Consider the following 15,874-nt stretch of genomic DNA (forward strand, 5'->3'; position numbering starts at 1 on the left):
CCTTATGAACACTGCACCGCACTCCAGCGTTATCGTCACCGGGACGTCCTCGGGCATGGGCCTGGCCGTCGCACAGCGCTTTCAGGCTGAAGGCTGGCACGTCGTCGCCGTGGACGTGACGCCCAGCACACAGCCGGCAAGCCCTTTGTTTTCGCCGGTGGTCGGCGACATCACCCAGGAAGCGACACTGGCCCGTACCCTAGATGCCGCCCTGGACGGCAAGGCACCGCTGCGAGCCGTGGTGAATGCGGCGGGGATCTTCCCCACTTCATCCCTGGAAAGCTTCAGCGAGTCGCTGTACCGCAGGATTTTCGATATCAACGTACTGGGCTCATTGAACATCGCACGCATCGGCACCCGTCACCTGAAAGCCGCCGGTGGTGGCGCAATCGTGTTCTTCGCCTCGGTGGATGCGTTCACCGTGTCGAAAAACCAGCTGCTCTACAGCGCCTCCAAGGCCGCCGTGGTGTCGATGACCCGCTCCCTGGCCATCGAACTGGCCGGGGACAATATTGTGGTCAACGCCCTGGCCCCGGGCTGGGTGGACACCGAAGGCACCCGTGCCGGCGGCCGCATCGAAGCAGCCATCGAATCGATCCCTTTGAAACGCGCCGCGCGGGTCGAAGAAATCGCCGACTGGGTCTGGCAACTGAGCGCCAAACCCTCCTACATCACAGGCGAATCATTGTGCATCGCCGGGGGCGTATATATGCGTTGACCCCTGCGTCCGCAGGCCCCGCGCACCAGACGCGGGCCTGCCACTCCCTATTGACTGCTGCCTCACTACAATTATTCCAGAGGGCAATATCATGGGCGAAGTTCACGCTTCCTCGATTCATCCAGGTTTTCCGGCCGACCGTGCAACGGCTGAACCATCACGCAAACGGCTGACCAAAGCAGTCGTCGGCGTCACACTGGGCAACATGGTCGAATGGTTCGACTTTGCGCTTTACTCCTCTCTCGCCGGGATCATCGGCAAGACGTTTTTCCACAACGACAACCCGACCACCCAGTTGATGGCGATCTACGCCACCTTCGCGGCGGGGTTCCTGATTCGACCCTTGGGCAGCCTGGTGTTCGGCCCCATCGGCGACAAGTTTGGCCGCCGCACGGCGCTGTCGTTGAGCATCACGCTGATGGCCGTCGCCACGTTCGCCATTGCCTTCATCCCGAGTTACGCCAGCATCGGCCTGTTTGCGCCCGTTCTGTTGATTCTCATGCGCCTGCTGCAGGGCCTGTCGGCGGGTGGCGAATACGGCGGCTCCTGCACGTTCATCGCCGAACATTCACCGGACGAACGACGCAGCTTTTTCACCAGTTGGCTGGAGTTCGGCAATATCTCCGGGTTCCTGCTGGGCGGTGCGGTGGTCAGCCTGTTTACCCTGGGCCTGGGCGAACAAGCCATGCAGGACTGGGGCTGGCGCGTGCCCTTTGCAATTGGCGGCCTGCTCGGCCTGATCGCCCTCTACCTGCGCCTTGGCCTGGAAGAAACACCGGTGTTCAAAGAAATCCAGGCCAATGAAAAACAGCGCAAGGCCACGGGCGCCGAACCCAGCCTGTTCAACCTGCTGGTCAACGAGTGGCCGAAAATCCTGCAATGCATGGGCCTGGTCACCGTGTTCAACGTGACCTACTACATCATCCTCGGGTACATCCCGGGTTACCTGGAGAACGTACTCGGCTACAGCAATACCTTCGCCAGAAACCTGGGGATGGCCGCGACCCTGTTCATGCTGGTGTTGATCCCGGTTTCAGGCCTGCTGGCCGACCGCCTGGGCCGCAACCGGATGATCATTACCGGCTGCGTGCTGCTGATCGTCATGGCGTTCCCCTGCTTCATGCTGCTGCATACCCAGAGTGTCTGGTTGCTGCTGGCTGCGCTGCTGATCCTGACCCTGGCCCAATTGTTCTTTGAAGGGGCAATGCCGGCCACCATGACCTCGCTGTTCAAGGCTCGCGTGCGCTACAGCGCCCTGGCCTTGAGCTACAACGTGGCGGTCTCGCTGTTCGGTGGCACGGCCCCGTTGATCAATACCTGGCTGATATCGATCACCGGCAACCAGATGATTCCTGCCTGGTACCTGATCGGCGGTGCCGTGGTCGGCCTGATTTCGATCCTGTTCGTCAAGGATTCCACCGGTAAATCCCTCCCAACATGAGAACCACCATGACCAGTAAAACCACAGAGCGGCAAACCATTTCTTCGGGCGGTCAGTACGAAAACGTGTTCGGTTACTCCCGCGCCGTGCGCGTGGGCAACCACCTGCACATCTCCGGCACCTGCGCCTCGCCCGACTACGAACACAGCAATGCGTACGAGCAGGCCCAGGCCATTCTCGTCACCGTCAACAAGGTGTTGGCCGAGGCCGGGATGGCGCCTGGAGACGTAGTGCGCACCGTGGTCTACCTGCGGGATATCAACGACGCCGCCTCCGTCGCCAAGGCACACAGCGAGGTGTTCGATGCTATCCGCCCGGCCAGCAGCCTGATCCAGGTGGATTCGATGCTGCGTCCCTGGCAGAAGGTCGAAATCGAGACGTACGCCATCGTTGCCGATTGACCCTGGCGATGGCGTAAAAACCGCGGCTTGAGCTGCGGTTTTTTTTGGTCCCGGTTATATCCATAGCAACAAACGATATTGGTATATACCAGATTGCTCCCTTATAAATCGCCCCCATCACAAGACTGCAAGCTGGAGTAGCAAGCGATGGTGTCGGTAAAGGTAATGCTGGAGTACTTTCATCCCTGGCCGAATTCGGCGGGTTTGTACTTGGCGCGGGAACGCGGTTGGTACGCCGAGCTGGGGCTGGATGTGGAGTTGGTGGTGCACGATCCCTATCGGGGCGACACCCTTGAACACCTGCTGACCGGCGCGGCGGACTTCGGCATTTTCCCGAGCAACCGCCTGCTGGTCCGGCGCGGCCTCGGGCAACCCCTGCAAGGCATCGCGGCGATCAATCATGCGGGCCTGGAATCGATTCAGACCCTGACCGACTCCGGTATCCAGCGCCCAAGAGACTTGGTGGGCAAGCGCCTGGCGCTCAACCCCACACCGCGGGGTTTGGCGATGGTGCGTCATCTGGTGAGCAACGACGGTGGCGATCCGGATGGCGTGATCCTGGTGGACAGCGGCGTGCGTGAGCTACGCCCCGAGCAGTTGGCCGAAGGGATCGCCGATGCCAGTTTCGGCGGCTACTGGGCCTGGGAAGCATTGATGCACAGTCCTATCAAGGCCGAGCGCCGGGTGGTGTTGCCGGTGGATGAGATTGGCGCACCGGCGTATCACAGCTACCTGTTGGGCGCCCACGAACGGACCCTGGCCGAGCAGCCCGGGCTGGTGCGTGATTTCCTCGCAGCCACGGCCCGCGGCTATCTCGCCGTGGCCGAGGAGCCGGCGATTGCGCTGGCGGCCTACGAACACACCACGCCGTATTTCCCGGCGGAATTGCTCAACGCATCCCTGCACAAGATCGCCCCGACCTGGCTGCATGACGGCCGCTGGGGCGAGCAACGCCAGGCGCTGCTCAAGCCTTACGCCGAGTGGCTGCACGACCACGCGGTGCTCGACAATCCGCAGGTGTGGCAAGAGGCAACCAGTAACGCCTATCTGCCCGGGGCGGCGGCATGAATCCACAACGCACTGCCCATGGCCTGGGGCTTGATCCGGTGGCTGCCGACTGGCCAGCGCTGCACGAAACCGACCTCCAGCAACTGCTGCGTGACTACCCGCAACTGGGGCAACTGCACAACCTGCATTGGCACAGCCCGCGACCGTTTTCCGCCGCCGGGTTGATCACCACCAGCAGCGCCACCCTGTTCGTCAAACGGCATCACCAGCAGGTGCGGCAAGCCGCGTGGCTGGAGGAAGAACACCGCCTGATCGCTCACCTGCATCGCCAGGGCGCGCCGGTTGCCGCGGTGGTGCCCAACCGCCATGGCGCGACGGCCACGAAGCAGGGCGAATGGACCTATGAGATTCACCAAGTCGCCAAGGGCCTGGACCTGTACCGCGACGCGCTGTCGTGGTCGCCTTTTCAAACGACCCAACACGCTTTGGCGGCAGGCGTAGCCCTGGCTCAGCTGCATCACGCGGCTGAAGGCTACACCGCCCCACACCGCCAAACCGAAGTGCTGCTGGCCAACGCCCGACTGATCGAACAACCCGCGCCACTGGCAGCTATCGCCAACACCCCGGCGCTGGCCGAGTACCTGGCCGACAAGGATTGGCACACGCAACTCACCGAGCTGCTGTTGCCCTGGCACGCCCCGCTGCAACCCTTGCTGCAACAACAACCGGCGCTCTGGACCCACAACGACTGGCACGCCTCGAACCTGCTGTGGAATGAAGACGGCACGGTGTCCAGCGTGCTGGATTTCGGCCTGGCCGACCGCACCTTCGCCCTCTACGACCTGGCCACCGCCATCGAACGCAACGCCGTGCCCTGGCTGGACCTGGACCTCGGCCGCCCGGCGATCGCGGACCTCGATAGCGTCGACGCGCTGCTTGCCGGCTACCACCAAATCCGGCCACTGAGCGCCCAGGACCTGCACACCCTGAGCGCCCTGCTGCCGTTGGTGCATGTGGATTTCGCCCTGTCCGAAGTGGCGTACTACCAGGGCGTGGTGGGTTCTACCCGCAGCGCCGACGTGGCCTATCACGCTTATCTGCTGGGCCATTTGCAGTGGTTTGCCGGTGCCCAGGGGCAACGCTTGCTCGCTCATATCCGGCGCAAATCCGTATGAGCGTCCTGGTCGATACCGATTGGCTGCATGCCCGCCTCGGCGACCCAGGCTTGGTGATTCTGGACGCTACCGTGGTGCTGCCGTCGCCGCGTTTTGACGGAGATTACCGGGTCGCCAGCGGGCATGCCGGCTGGCTGCAGGCGCATATCCCCGGCGCACGGCATGCCGATTTGTTGAGCGACTTTGCGGACTCCCACGCCAGCTACAGCTTCGCCCTGCCAACCCCGCAAGCCCTGGTTCAGGCCCTGGCAAACCTGGGCGCAGGTGCCGGCAGCCAGGTCGTGATCTACGACCGCGCCGACGGTTTCTGGGCCGCACGCCTGTGGTGGATGTTGCGCGGGCTGGGTATTGCTGCGTCGGTGCTGGACGGTGGTTTCAACGCCTGGCAACGGGCGGGCTTAGCGCAGCACAGCGGGCAGCCGGCAACAGCCAGCGCCGTCGAACCCTGGCCAATCAACGCCTATGCGCCACTGTGGATCGACCGTGCCGGCGTTGAAGCCGTGGTCGCAGGGGAATCACCCGGCGTACTGGTCTGCGCATTGGGCACCGCTTTGTTCGAAGGCACTGCAGCCACTCGCTACGCCCGGCGCGGGCACATTCCCGGCAGCCACAACCTGCCGGCACGCACGCTGTTTGATGCCCAGGGTCGCTACCTGCCCAAGGACGCCCTGGCCCTGGCCATCGGACCCACGCTGCTGCACAGCGACGGTCCATTGATCCTGTACTGCGGCGGCGGTATTTCGGCTGCGGCCAACGCCCTGGCCCTGACCCTGCTGGGTCGCCAGGACATCGCACTCTACGACGGCTCGCTCCAGGAATGGGCCGCCGACGCACGCTTACCAATGACTACCGGAGCAGCTCCGGCCTGACGCCTTCGCGGCGACCCCGGCTTTTTAATTTCGTACTGGCAACCCGTCCGTTGCGCAGCGCTGGGCCCCTTTGCGCCCAACAAAGCGCGAAGCGCCAGCGGGCAGGCCCTTGGAGCGCTCCTTTTATGGCAACACCGTACCGCCACACCCTGCTCGCCCTGAGCATCACCCTCGCCGCCACGGCCGCCCACGCCCAGGACGCAACCCTGGACACCGTCACCGTGGTCGGCGAACAGGCCACCGATTACCAGGCCAAAAAGGCCGCCGTCGCCGGCTTCGATAACGCCCCGTTGTTGGACACCCCGGCCTCGGTGGCGGTGATCACCGAGGCCCGTCTCAAGGACCAGCAAGCCCGCCTGCTGAGCGAGGTGTTGAAGAACGACGCCTCAGTGGGCGACAGCTACGCGCCGGTGGGGTACTACGAGAATTTCGTGGTGCGCGGCTTCTCGCTGAACCCCGCCAGCAGCTACAAGATCAACGGCCGTACCATCACCGGCGAACAGAACGTGGCGCTGGAGAACAAGCAACAGGTGGAAGTGCTCAAGGGTCTGTCCGGGCTGCAAAGCGGCGTGTCGGAGCCCGGCGGCCTGGTGAACTACGTGAGCAAGCGCCCGGAGAATGTGCGCTCGGTGACCGTGTCCACCAATGAACACGGCGAGCGCTACCTGGCCACCGACGTCGGCGGCTGGCTCGGCGCCGAGCAGCAGGTGGGCGTGCGGGTCAACCTGGCCCACGAAGACATCCGCTCCTACGTCGACCACGCCGACGGCCAGCGGGATTTTGCGTCCCTGGCCCTCGACTGGAACATCAGCCCCAACGCCCTGCTGCAACTGAACGCCGAGTACCAGAACCGCGAGCAGCGCTCGGTGCCCGGTTATCAATTGCTCGGCGGCACCACCGTGCCCCACAACGCATCGCCACGGGATTTGCTGGGCTACCAGAGCTGGTCGAACCCGGTGGGCATCAAGTCGTTGAACCTCGATGGCCTATTCGAATACCGCTTCAACGAGGCCTGGAAAGCCAGCTTCAGCGCCTCCCGCAGCCGCGTGGTGATCGACGATTACAGCACCTTCGCCTGGGGCTGCTACGGCGCCGCCAGTTGCGCCAACACCGCAGTGCCCAACCACTTCAGCGCCGAGGGCGATTACGACATCTCGGACTACCGCAGCCCCGACGACACCCGCAGCAACGAAGAAGCCCAGGCCGCGCTTAACGGCCAGTTCGACACCGGGTTTCTCAAGCACGACCTGACCTTCGGCACCACCGCCTTCCGCCGCCTGGTGGACCGGCGCACGTCGATCAACGAATACATCGGCGAAGGCAATATCTACGAAAAACCGCCGGTGCTTGATCCTTACGAGGGCCCACTGGGCCACACTTACCGGCGCCTGGACAGCCGCCAATACGGGCTGTTCGCCAGCGACCGCATCAGCTTCAACGAGCAGTGGCAAACCATCCTGGGCGGGCGCCAGGTGCGCCTCGACGAAGAAACCTACGACCAGGCCGGCGACACCACCCGCCATACCCAGCGCAGCGTGTTTCTGCCCCAGGTGGCATTGATCTACAAGCCGCGCCCCGACACGACACTGTACGCCAGCTACAGCAAGGGCCTGTCCCTGGGCGGTACGGCAGCGTGGTTCAGCAGCAACGCCGATGAAGTACTGCCACCGACCACTTCGCGCCAGCTGGAAGTGGGGATCAAGCATGACTTGCAGCGCCTGAGCCTGACCGCCGCGCTGTTCCAGATCACCCAGGACCTGCAATACAACCGGCCCAACGATGACGGCACCATCACCTTTGTGCAGCAAGGCAAGCAGAAGAACGTGGGCCTGGAACTCTCGGCCAACGGCCGGGTGACCGACAACCTGCAAGTCTCGGCCAGCGTGGCGGCGATTCGCGCCCGGGTGAGTGGCAGCGGCACCGACGACTATGACGGCCACCAGGCGATCAACGTGCCCAAGCTGCGTGCCAGCCTGCACGGCAACTACAGCATTCCCGGGATCAAGGGCCTGGCCCTGCTCGGCGGGGTGCAATACAGCGGCAGCAAGTACGCAAACCGCGAGGCCAGCGTGAAGGTCGACGACTATGCGGTGTTCGATGTGGGCGGACGCTACAGCACCAAAGTCGGTGATTACGATACTGTGCTGCGCCTGACCGTCGACAACCTGTTCGACAAACGCTACTGGCGCGACGTGGGTGAATCCGCGGGCGATGGCTACCTGTTCCTGGGCGCGCCACGCACCGCGCGGTTATCCGCCACCGTCAATTTTTGAGGCTGACTGTTCATGCGTAATCTGATTTTTGCCAGTGTGTGCCTGCTCTCCACCGCCCTCGTCGGCTGCCAGCAGCAACCACCCGCCAACGACCAGCTGGATGCGGTGCTGTGGACCCAAACGTCCATCGAGCACGAGCTGATTTACCGCCAGGTATTCGCCAACGCCACCCAGCAACTGGACGTGGCCCTCAACACAGCGGACTGGGACGCCCTGCCCTTGCCCCCGCGTAATCTGACCGGGTTGCCGCCGGCGGTGATCGTCGACATCGACGAAACCGTGCTCGACAACATCCCGCTGAACGCCCGGGACATCGTCAATAACCAGGTCTACTCCTACGACCGCTGGAACACCTGGGTCGACCAGGCCAAGGCCCAGGCGCTGCCCGGCGCAGTCGCGTTCCTGCAGGCAGCCAAACACAAAGGCATCACGGTGTACTACATCACCAACCGTGAGCAAAGCCAGGTCCAGGCCACCGTCAACAACCTGCGCCTGCGAGGCTTTCCGGTAGACAGCGACCAGCAGGTACTGGCCGCCGGCACCCCGATTGGCGGCTGCGAACAGGCCGGCTACGGCAAGAACTGCCGCCGCCAATGGGTCGCCCAACATGCCCGCGTGCTGATCCTGGCCGGTGACTCCCTGGGGGATTTCGTGCAGGCCGAACACAACACCCTCGACGCCCAGCGCAAGGCCGCCGAACCCTACCTGGGCTGGCTCGGCCTACGCTGGTTCGTGCTGCCCAACCCGACCTACGGCAACTGGTACAGCGCGCCCTATGGCGACCAGGAAAAACTGCCCTTTGAACGCAAGCGCCAGCTCAAGCAACAGGCGCTGCACCTGCAAAATTGACCCTGAGGGGACCGTATGACGCCGCTGGAAATAGTCGCTGTAATCTTCAATATCGCCGGGGTGTGGCTCACCGCTCGACGGGTGCGCTGGTGCTGGCCGGTCAGTGTGGTCGCGGTGTTGCTGTACGGCTGGATCTTCTTCGAGGTGAAGCTGTATTCCGACATGCTCCTGCAACTGGTCTTCGCTGTGTTGCAGGGCTACGGCTGGTGGCGCTGGAGCACCGGGCGCATCGACGCGGGCAAGGTGCGGGTCGAGCGTTTGCCGGTGCAGGAAGCGTGGCGTCATTTATTCGCAGGTGTGATCGGCGCCCTGCTGCTGGGCGCCGCCATGCACCACTTCACCGATGCCGCACTGCCGTGGCTGGACTCGCTGCTCACCGCTTTCAGCCTGGTGGCCAGCCTGTGGGCGGCGCGCAAGTATGTGGTGAGTTGGTGGCTGTGGATCGTGCTGGATACGGTGTACGTCGGGCTGTTTGTGTACAAGGATCTGCAACTGACTGCCGCGTTGTATGCCGGGTTTGTGGTGCTGGCGGCGTATGGGTTGGTGTCGTGGCAGCGTGACTTGCGCCAACAGGAACAGTGAGTGAGCGGGCGATGCCCGCTTCACCCCTCAGATCTTGACGTTCTGCCGGATGTTCCAGCCAAACTTCACCGGGCCACCTTCCTTGCCACCGTCGGCCTTTTGCGCCTGGTAGCTGACTTCCACGCTGGCAAAATTCAGGGCGATGCTTTCCTGAAGTAGTTCACTGTTATCTTCAGTACGCCCAAGCAGGATCAGGAAGTGCCTGTCTTGAAAAGGCGAACGCTCCTACATTCATTTGCGCCACGCCCTCTCTACTCTCTCGGCTCTCGCAAAGACCAGGAGTTAAGGAATGGCTGCTTCCCTGCTGAAAGACGGATTCCCTTCAGCCCATCTCACCACCCGCCAACGGATTGAAAACAGCCTCGACCTGCATCGATTGTTCTTCGCCATCGACAGCGATCCAGCGCTGATCGGCGCTGGCGTGGTGTACATCGATGAGCAGTTCAACGTGGTGACCCTGCGCGACTTCCAGCCGATTTGCAGTGTGGTGCCCAAGAAGGTGGTGTTGCGCGAGGCGCCCAGGTATGTGGGGCCTTCTGAGTTCAAGCGGATGCTGACCCATGAGCCTCGGGAGTCGAAGCGGGTGGCCGAGGCACTGAATACGGCCGTGACGTGTACCGGGGCGATACTGAGCTGGGTGGTGATTTCGAGTGGGATTGTGCTGATGCCGTTTACGGCCGGGACCAGTGCGGTGATTACGTTTATTGGCCAAGCGGCTACCGCCGCCAGCACTGCCCAATGTCTTATAGGGTTGGGTCGAACGAGTGCTGAAGCGTTCGCACCGCAGGCTCTTGATCGCCTGGACAGCACCACGTGGTTTGAAGCGGTAACCGTTGCTCTGGATGGTGTTGCTTTGCTGGGAGTTGCTACTTCGACATTGACCACAGTAAAGGCCATCCAGGTCACCACGAAAGTAACCGGCAAATCCGTTCAACAGGTACTCAAAGGCCTCACCCGACAAGAGCGGGTCAAGCTGAATGATGAGTTACTCAAAATCCGGGACCCGCGCCTGACGTCAAAATTGCTCAAGTTGAAACAGGCTTCCGGTGCAGCCACCAAACGCATCAGTGCTACGCAAATGCAGCGAGCGACCACCAACCACATCAGAGACGCCTTGGCTGCAACGCTGGGTTTTACCAGCAGCGCCATGTCAGGAAACGTCAAGACACTGGCTATCGGAATCTATGAAGAGGTTAGCCAGTGAACATGCGCAAAAAGACAAAAAATCTGAGCAATGTGGCCGGAGACTTTAAAGACTGGAAAGCAATGAGCGGGAAAGACCTCTACTATTCGATTTTTTTCTTTGAAGACCCGCGACCACTGCTGAAGCGCTACATGCCTACCATCGCGAGCTGGATGCTTGCGGGGTGTTTTTCCATCGCAATGATGGGCATCTTGGTTCTAGTAACCTACCTTGATAATGCCCCCGAAGATCGCACGCTACGTAATTGGTTTTTTGGCGGATTGGCTGTAAGCATATTGTTTTCCCTGGCGCAGATTCAGGTTGTGTACGGCCGGCCCCACTGGGTCTGGATGAACGTAGGGGTCTATTTCGCTTGCCTGCTGATATCTCTCCCCGCCATCACCTACCACCCCAACCCCTACCTCTACTCCATGGCGCTGCTTGGCCCGCTGGTGGGCTTGCTGATCCTCAACAGCAACCGCTGCCGGGAAATGCGCCAGAAAATGCTCAAGATCCGCCACAAACGCGAAGCGATCATTGCGACACTGAAAGAACAGGGAAAATGGAAGTGGTGGTGACCTGCGCCAACAGGAACGGTAGAGTCACGCCCACGCCCGGCCTGCACACGGAACCCAGGATGCCTTTCGACCCGATTTCACCGCACTACCAGCGCATTCGCGAACAGATCGCCCACGATATCGCGGCGGGTGTGCCCCAGGCGGATGAGAAATTCCCGTCCGAACGGGAGATGATCGAGCGCTTCGGCTGCACCCGGGTCACCTTGCGCCAGGCCTTGCAGCAGCTGGAAGCCGAAGGCCTGGTGTATCGGGAAAACCGTCGTGGCTGGTTTGTAAGCCCCCGGCGCATCCGCTATGACCCAACACGCATCAGCGGCTTTATGGATTACGTAAGTGCCCAAGGCCGTACGCCGCGCACCGAATGCCTGCACGCAGAGCTGCGCCCCGCGGGCGACTGGCTGGCCAGGCGGATGGGCCTCGCGTCGGCGGATGAGCCGATGTTTTTCCTGCAACGGCGGCGCTGGATCGACCGGCGGCCAGTGTTGCTGGAGTTCAACGCGCTGCTGGCAAGCTGGTGCCCGGGGCTGCTGGACGCCGACTTGAATACCTCGCTGACCCAGCTGCTGCGGGAGCGGTTTTCCCGGGTGCAGTCACGGTGTGAGCTGGAGATGCACATTGGCACCGTGAATGAAGAGCAGGCCGAGTTGCTGCAATTGTCCACCGGGTCCACCAGTGTTTATCTGGAACGCTTGAACTTCGGCGAAAACGACCAGCCGGTGGAGTTCGACCAGGAGTTCTGGCGCCCGGATGCATTGTCGATCGTGATGGAGACGCGCTATCCCGGGACCTGAATTTCACACCTGTGAAAGCTTGTGACTTGTTGCCAACAAACCCGTTTTCACTCGCTTGCAGCGCCTAATATCCAGTCCTCGTGCGCCCATCACATGGACTGAACCGATGATCACCCGCCCCGAAAAGTCTGCCTCCCCCCGCGTCGATCAACCCAACGCTCCCGAGCGCGTTTTCGACGCTGTCCTGAACAAAGCCAAAATCCTCGCCACCTCGGGAACAAGCGATAAAACCCTCAAGCCCGACGACTACAAGGAAGTCACCGCCCTCCCGGCCAAACTCGACATCGACAAGCTCAAGGTCATTTCCGAAGACAAAGACGCCGGGGTGATCTACTTCGAACAGGACGGCGCCAAATACAAGATCAGCGCCGAGGGTGCGGCCAACGCCCAGGACGGCTTCGACGTATTGAAGAACCTGCGCTTCGGCCATGCCGTGGCCCCGGTCAATCAGGGCGGGCCCGACGAAGGCACGCCGCTGTACACCTTCCTCCAGACCCTGGCCGAAACCCAGGGCACCCCGGCCGGCAAGGCCATTGTCGAAAGCCTGAAGAACCCCGACCAGCAGCTGCTGCGCGAAGACGGCGACGGCGTGCGCCTGGCCAACATCAAATCCGTGGGCAAGGCCGAAGACGGCATCCTCAAGGTCAGCCTGGAAAACGGCAAGACTCTGGTCATTTCCGAATTGCTCACGCCCCAGGCGTTCAGCACCTACACCCAGGCTGGGGTGACCAAGGAAGCCCTCAATGACGGCAAATCCAAAGGTTATGAAGAAGTCACCAGCCTGCCGGGCGACCTCGATTTCAGCCAGTTGAAAGTGGTGTCGGAAGACAGCAGCGCCGGGGTGATCCTGTTCGAGCACCAGGGCCACAAGTATGCGATCAGCAAGTCCGAAGCCGACCTGCCACAGCCCGGTGCCGACCTCAGCAACCCCAACCCCAACGCCGGCGGCACCTTCTACAACTTCCTCCACGCGGTGCACGCCAGTGAAGGTTCCCAAGCCTTCGACTACATCAAGAACGCCCAGTCCCTGCCCGGCCAGGAACTGCTGCGCAAGGACGAGGCCAGCCTGAAGCTGGGTGACATCAGCAAGGTCGACGCGCCCATGGACGGCATCCTGGTGGTCAACCAGGCCGACGGCAAATTGCTGGTGGTGTCCAAGGACATCACCCCCGAAGCCTTCGCCGCCTACACCACCACAGGCCAAACCCTGGCCGGTATCGAAAAGGCCAAGGGCGACGGCTACACCCTCGCCGGCCCGGACGCTTACCTGGGCTCCACCGAAGACATCATGAGCGTCGGCGGCGCCGGGGATTATGGCCCGGGGCTGATCGCCTTCACCCAGCACAAGCCGGGGGGCAGCGAAGAGAAAATCGTGGTCTCGGAAGACAGCAACCCGCAGATGTTCGAACAGATTTCCGGCTACCGCAGCGACATCGCAGCGCAAACCACCGACGTCGACAAGCTGCGCACCGACAACGGCCTGCCGCCGCTCAAGGACGTGTCCGTCGACAACCTCACCACCACCGAAAAAGATGAAAGCGGCAACCCGCTGTCGGTGCAGGACCTGTCGATGAAAACCCTGGTGGACAGTTACCGCGCCGGGGTCAAGGACGGCAGCATTGGCAAGGACGACCCGCGCGCCAAGTTCCTGCGGGCGGTGGAAGCCCGGAGCATGGCCGACAACGGCATGTCGATCATTCCCGAGCACGGTTTCGGCAACCAGGGCATCGCCACCACGCCCATCGACGTGACCTCCCGGGACGTGCGCGACAACATCTTCGACACCAAGTCCATCGACCAGACCATCAACGACCTGCTCGGCGACTCGACCATCCAGCACGACATCAAGGCCAACCACGACGCGGCCCTGGGCAAGGTCGACGGCGGCCAGGCCAAGGTCGATGAGACCAAACAGAAACTGATCGACAGCACCTCCTCGGAGAATTTCACCAAGTACATCAAGTCCCTGCAGGACAGTGGCAAGACCGAACTGGCCACCCAGGAAATCCAGACCGCCTACACCGCCCTGGCTGATATCGACCCGGCCAAGGCCGACAGCTTCCTGCAAAACCTGCAGATCGATGGCTACACTGACGCCGTCGAAAAGCTGATGGACGACCCGACCAAGATCTCTGACGACAACACTGCGTTGGCCACCACCGACAACACCATGGCGATCTTGTCGATGCTCAAGGGCAGCGCCGACGGCCTGCCGCGCCAGGCGCTGGGGGTGTATTCGAAGTTTGTCGACCAACTGCTCAAGGACAAAAACGCCGCCGCCGACTTCGGCAAGGCGATGATTTCCCTCGGCGACACCTGGCAGAAAAACGGCGTGATCAGCTTCAGCGACATCGACAAGGCCGTGAGCAAGGAGATCATGCCGGGGCTCAGCGAAGAGAACCGCAGCTCGTTCGTGAAGAACCTCAACTTCCTCAAGGACAACGGCGTACTCGGCTCGGTGGGCGGTGCAATCGGCATGGGCCGGATCGTCTACCAACTGGCGGGCCAGGGCGGCAAGCTGGCGGATACGCCGATGAAACGCCTGGGCATCGCCAATGACTTTCTCGGTTTCCTGGGCACCGGCTCGCACTTCGCCACACTGGGCTTGAAGGTCTACGACAAGCTACGCGGCACCAACGCCTACAAGTTGATGGGCTTCGATCGCTCCCTGCCCGACCTGTGGGCCAAGCCGGGCGAGGGTTACCACGCGCTGCCCAAGGATGCCGAGGCGGTGCAGAAAAAATACTTCGAGATCGTCGACCAGGCCATGGACGACGGCAAGGACGTGGGCAAGGCCCTCAACAGCGGCGGCTGGAGCGACGAAGGCGCGAAGAAGGTCCAGGAAGGCATCGAAAAAGGCATCGCCAGCCGGGGCGGCGTGGCCGGGGCCGGGTTTGGCGCGAAGTTCGCCAGCAGCGCGATCAAGGTGATCGGCATGGCCACCGACGTGGCAGGCGGCGTGATCAGCGTGGTGCAGGCGGCGTTCACCCTGCGTGACGGTGTGCGCGAGAAAGACCCGGTGAAAATCGCCTCGGGCTCACTGTCCATGGCGGGCGGTGTCAGCAGCCTGGTGGGCGCGGCAGGCGGCGTGCTGGGAACGCTGGGGGTGACCGGGCGGATCATTCCATTCCTGGGGCCGGTGGGCTTCTTGATCTCCGGTGCGTTGTCGTTTGTCGGGGCGATTTTGAGCACGGTGCAGTCCCATAAGCTGCACAAGATCTCGATGCAGAACTGGGACCAGATCCAGGACTTCAAGCAGGACGGCTTGCTCAAGCCCAACGGCGATGAAGCGTATGTGTGGTTGCAGACATACCTGTCCGACTGGGGCCAGCGGGATGCGCCGCAGGACCAGAGCATTTTTGATTTCCGCAAGGAAGAGTGGGATGCGCGGTCGAGTATTCGTGGCGGGGATCATCGGCGCGATCACCCGGACTTCATCGGGGACGGGAACAACCGTAATTCAGAGGACTACAAATACTCACTGAAACCGTCGGAATGGACCAATGAGAACCACGACATCATCTGGCGGGTGGGGGATGGGTATGGCGGTGAATACCATGATGTGGACAAGCCCTGAGCCAACTGGCACACCCTAAATCCAATGTGGGAGCTGGCTTGCCTGCGATGGCAATGTATCAGGCACCCACTTCAGTGCCTGACCCACCGCTATCGCAGGCAAGCCAGCTCCCACATTTTGTTCGGTGTTCGGCTCAAGAATGGGATGCGCTCAAGCATTCGCGGCGACGGGAATTGGACCAATGAGAACCACGACATCATCTGGCGGGTGGGGGATGGGTATGGGGGTGAATATCACGATGTCGACAAGCCCTGAGCCAACTGGCACACCCTGAATCCAATGTGGGAGCTGGCTTGCCTGCGATGGCAATGTATCAGGCACCCACTTCAGTGCCTGACCCACCGCCATCGCAGGCAAGCCAGCTCCCACATTTTGTTCGGTGTTCGGCTCAAGAGTGGGATGCGCTCAAGCATTCGCGGCGACGGGAAT

13 protein-coding genes and 1 pseudogene are annotated in these 15,874 nt (G+C 62.1%); 13 read left to right on the forward strand and 1 reads right to left on the reverse strand.

All coding sequences use genetic code 11. From position 1 onward, the window contains the following. Positions 1-4 precede the first annotated feature (4 nt). The 9 genes from V3W39_RS32870 to pnuC all read left to right on the forward strand — a co-directional run bounded on the left by V3W39_RS32870 (position 5) and on the right by pnuC (position 9,316). Complete coding sequence (locus V3W39_RS32870) at positions 5-718, forward strand: SDR family NAD(P)-dependent oxidoreductase (RefSeq protein WP_177115513.1); 714 nt, start codon at positions 5-7, stop codon at positions 716-718. 91 nt (positions 719-809) lie between these two features. Beyond that, complete coding sequence (locus tag V3W39_RS32875; RefSeq protein ID WP_177115514.1) at positions 810-2,159, forward strand: MFS transporter; 1,350 nt, start codon at positions 810-812, stop codon at positions 2,157-2,159. A gap of 8 nt (positions 2,160-2,167) precedes the next feature. Further along, entirely contained in the window at positions 2,168-2,560 is a 393-nt protein-coding gene (locus tag V3W39_RS32880) for a Rid family hydrolase (protein ID WP_330214119.1), read from the forward strand. A gap of 147 nt (positions 2,561-2,707) precedes the next feature. Further along, a complete protein-coding gene (locus tag V3W39_RS32885) occupies positions 2,708-3,628 on the forward strand; it encodes an ABC transporter substrate-binding protein (protein ID WP_330214120.1) in 921 nt (306 codons plus the stop codon). Next, positions 3,625-4,743: a phosphotransferase gene (locus V3W39_RS32890; RefSeq protein WP_330214121.1), complete on the forward strand. Its 1,119-nt coding sequence runs from the start codon at positions 3,625-3,627 to the stop codon at positions 4,741-4,743. Before V3W39_RS32885 ends, V3W39_RS32890 begins: the two co-directional genes overlap by 4 nt. Beyond that, on the forward strand, positions 4,740-5,612 hold the full coding sequence (locus tag V3W39_RS32895) for a sulfurtransferase (protein ID WP_330214122.1): 873 nt from the start codon (positions 4,740-4,742) through the stop codon (positions 5,610-5,612). The genes V3W39_RS32890 and V3W39_RS32895 overlap by 4 nt, the downstream gene beginning before the upstream one ends. 125 nt (positions 5,613-5,737) lie before the next feature. Continuing rightward, complete coding sequence (locus tag V3W39_RS32900) at positions 5,738-7,885, forward strand: TonB-dependent siderophore receptor (RefSeq protein ID WP_330214123.1); 2,148 nt, start codon at positions 5,738-5,740, stop codon at positions 7,883-7,885. Between the two features lie 12 nt (positions 7,886-7,897). Beyond that, positions 7,898-8,734, forward strand: coding sequence for a 5'-nucleotidase, lipoprotein e(P4) family (locus V3W39_RS32905; RefSeq protein ID WP_330214124.1), 837 nt, complete (start codon positions 7,898-7,900; stop codon positions 8,732-8,734). 15 nt (positions 8,735-8,749) lie between these two features. Then, the gene (pnuC, locus tag V3W39_RS32910) at positions 8,750-9,316 is read left to right on the forward strand and encodes a nicotinamide riboside transporter PnuC (protein WP_259199552.1); all 567 of its coding nucleotides are present in this window, start codon (positions 8,750-8,752) and stop codon (positions 9,314-9,316) included. A gap of 27 nt (positions 9,317-9,343) precedes the next feature. Here the strand turns inward: pnuC and V3W39_RS32915 are convergent. Beyond that, positions 9,344-9,466: pseudogene (locus tag V3W39_RS32915) on the reverse strand (type VI secretion system tube protein Hcp); the annotation flags it as partial. A gap of 139 nt (positions 9,467-9,605) precedes the next feature. On the opposite strand from V3W39_RS32915, the gene V3W39_RS32920 reads away from it, so the two are divergent. From V3W39_RS32920 to V3W39_RS32935, 4 genes are all read left to right on the forward strand, one after another. Then, positions 9,606-10,520: an NAD synthetase gene (locus V3W39_RS32920; protein WP_330214125.1), complete on the forward strand. Its 915-nt coding sequence runs from the start codon at positions 9,606-9,608 to the stop codon at positions 10,518-10,520. 2 nt (positions 10,521-10,522) lie between these two features. Then, a complete protein-coding gene (locus tag V3W39_RS32925) occupies positions 10,523-11,077 on the forward strand; it encodes a hypothetical protein (protein ID WP_330214127.1) in 555 nt (184 codons plus the stop codon). Positions 11,078-11,136: 59 nt separating this feature from the next. Next, a complete protein-coding gene (locus V3W39_RS32930) occupies positions 11,137-11,868 on the forward strand; it encodes a UTRA domain-containing protein (RefSeq protein WP_177048837.1) in 732 nt (243 codons plus the stop codon). A 106-nt stretch (positions 11,869-11,974) separates the two neighbouring features. Next, positions 11,975-15,445, forward strand: a complete 3,471-nt coding sequence (locus tag V3W39_RS32935) for a hypothetical protein (RefSeq protein ID WP_330214126.1) — start codon at positions 11,975-11,977, stop codon at positions 15,443-15,445. Positions 15,446-15,874: the final 429 nt, after the last annotated feature.

This window comes from Pseudomonas sp. Z18(2022) (assembly GCF_036346535.1).
Classification (GTDB): Bacteria; Pseudomonadota; Gammaproteobacteria; order Pseudomonadales; family Pseudomonadaceae; genus Aquipseudomonas; species Aquipseudomonas yamanorum_A.

Excerpts from the sequence above, each read along its gene's own strand:
- V3W39_RS32870 (WP_177115513.1), top strand. The coding sequence starts at position 5 with ATGAACACTGCACCGCACTCCAGCGTTATCGTCACCGGGACGTCCTCG.
- V3W39_RS32875 (WP_177115514.1), top strand. The coding sequence starts at position 810 with ATGGGCGAAGTTCACGCTTCCTCGATTCATCCAGGTTTTCCGGCCGAC.
- V3W39_RS32880 (WP_330214119.1), top strand. The coding sequence starts at position 2,168 with ATGACCAGTAAAACCACAGAGCGGCAAACCATTTCTTCGGGCGGTCAG.
- V3W39_RS32885 (WP_330214120.1), top strand. The coding sequence starts at position 2,708 with ATGGTGTCGGTAAAGGTAATGCTGGAGTACTTTCATCCCTGGCCGAAT.
- V3W39_RS32890 (WP_330214121.1), top strand. The coding sequence starts at position 3,625 with ATGAATCCACAACGCACTGCCCATGGCCTGGGGCTTGATCCGGTGGCT.
- V3W39_RS32895 (WP_330214122.1), top strand. The coding sequence starts at position 4,740 with ATGAGCGTCCTGGTCGATACCGATTGGCTGCATGCCCGCCTCGGCGAC.
- V3W39_RS32900 (WP_330214123.1), top strand. The coding sequence starts at position 5,738 with ATGGCAACACCGTACCGCCACACCCTGCTCGCCCTGAGCATCACCCTC.
- V3W39_RS32905 (WP_330214124.1), top strand. The coding sequence starts at position 7,898 with ATGCGTAATCTGATTTTTGCCAGTGTGTGCCTGCTCTCCACCGCCCTC.
- pnuC (WP_259199552.1), top strand. The coding sequence starts at position 8,750 with ATGACGCCGCTGGAAATAGTCGCTGTAATCTTCAATATCGCCGGGGTG.
- V3W39_RS32920 (WP_330214125.1), top strand. The coding sequence starts at position 9,606 with ATGGCTGCTTCCCTGCTGAAAGACGGATTCCCTTCAGCCCATCTCACC.
- V3W39_RS32925 (WP_330214127.1), top strand. The coding sequence starts at position 10,523 with ATGCGCAAAAAGACAAAAAATCTGAGCAATGTGGCCGGAGACTTTAAA.
- V3W39_RS32930 (WP_177048837.1), top strand. The coding sequence starts at position 11,137 with ATGCCTTTCGACCCGATTTCACCGCACTACCAGCGCATTCGCGAACAG.
- V3W39_RS32935 (WP_330214126.1), top strand. The coding sequence starts at position 11,975 with ATGATCACCCGCCCCGAAAAGTCTGCCTCCCCCCGCGTCGATCAACCC.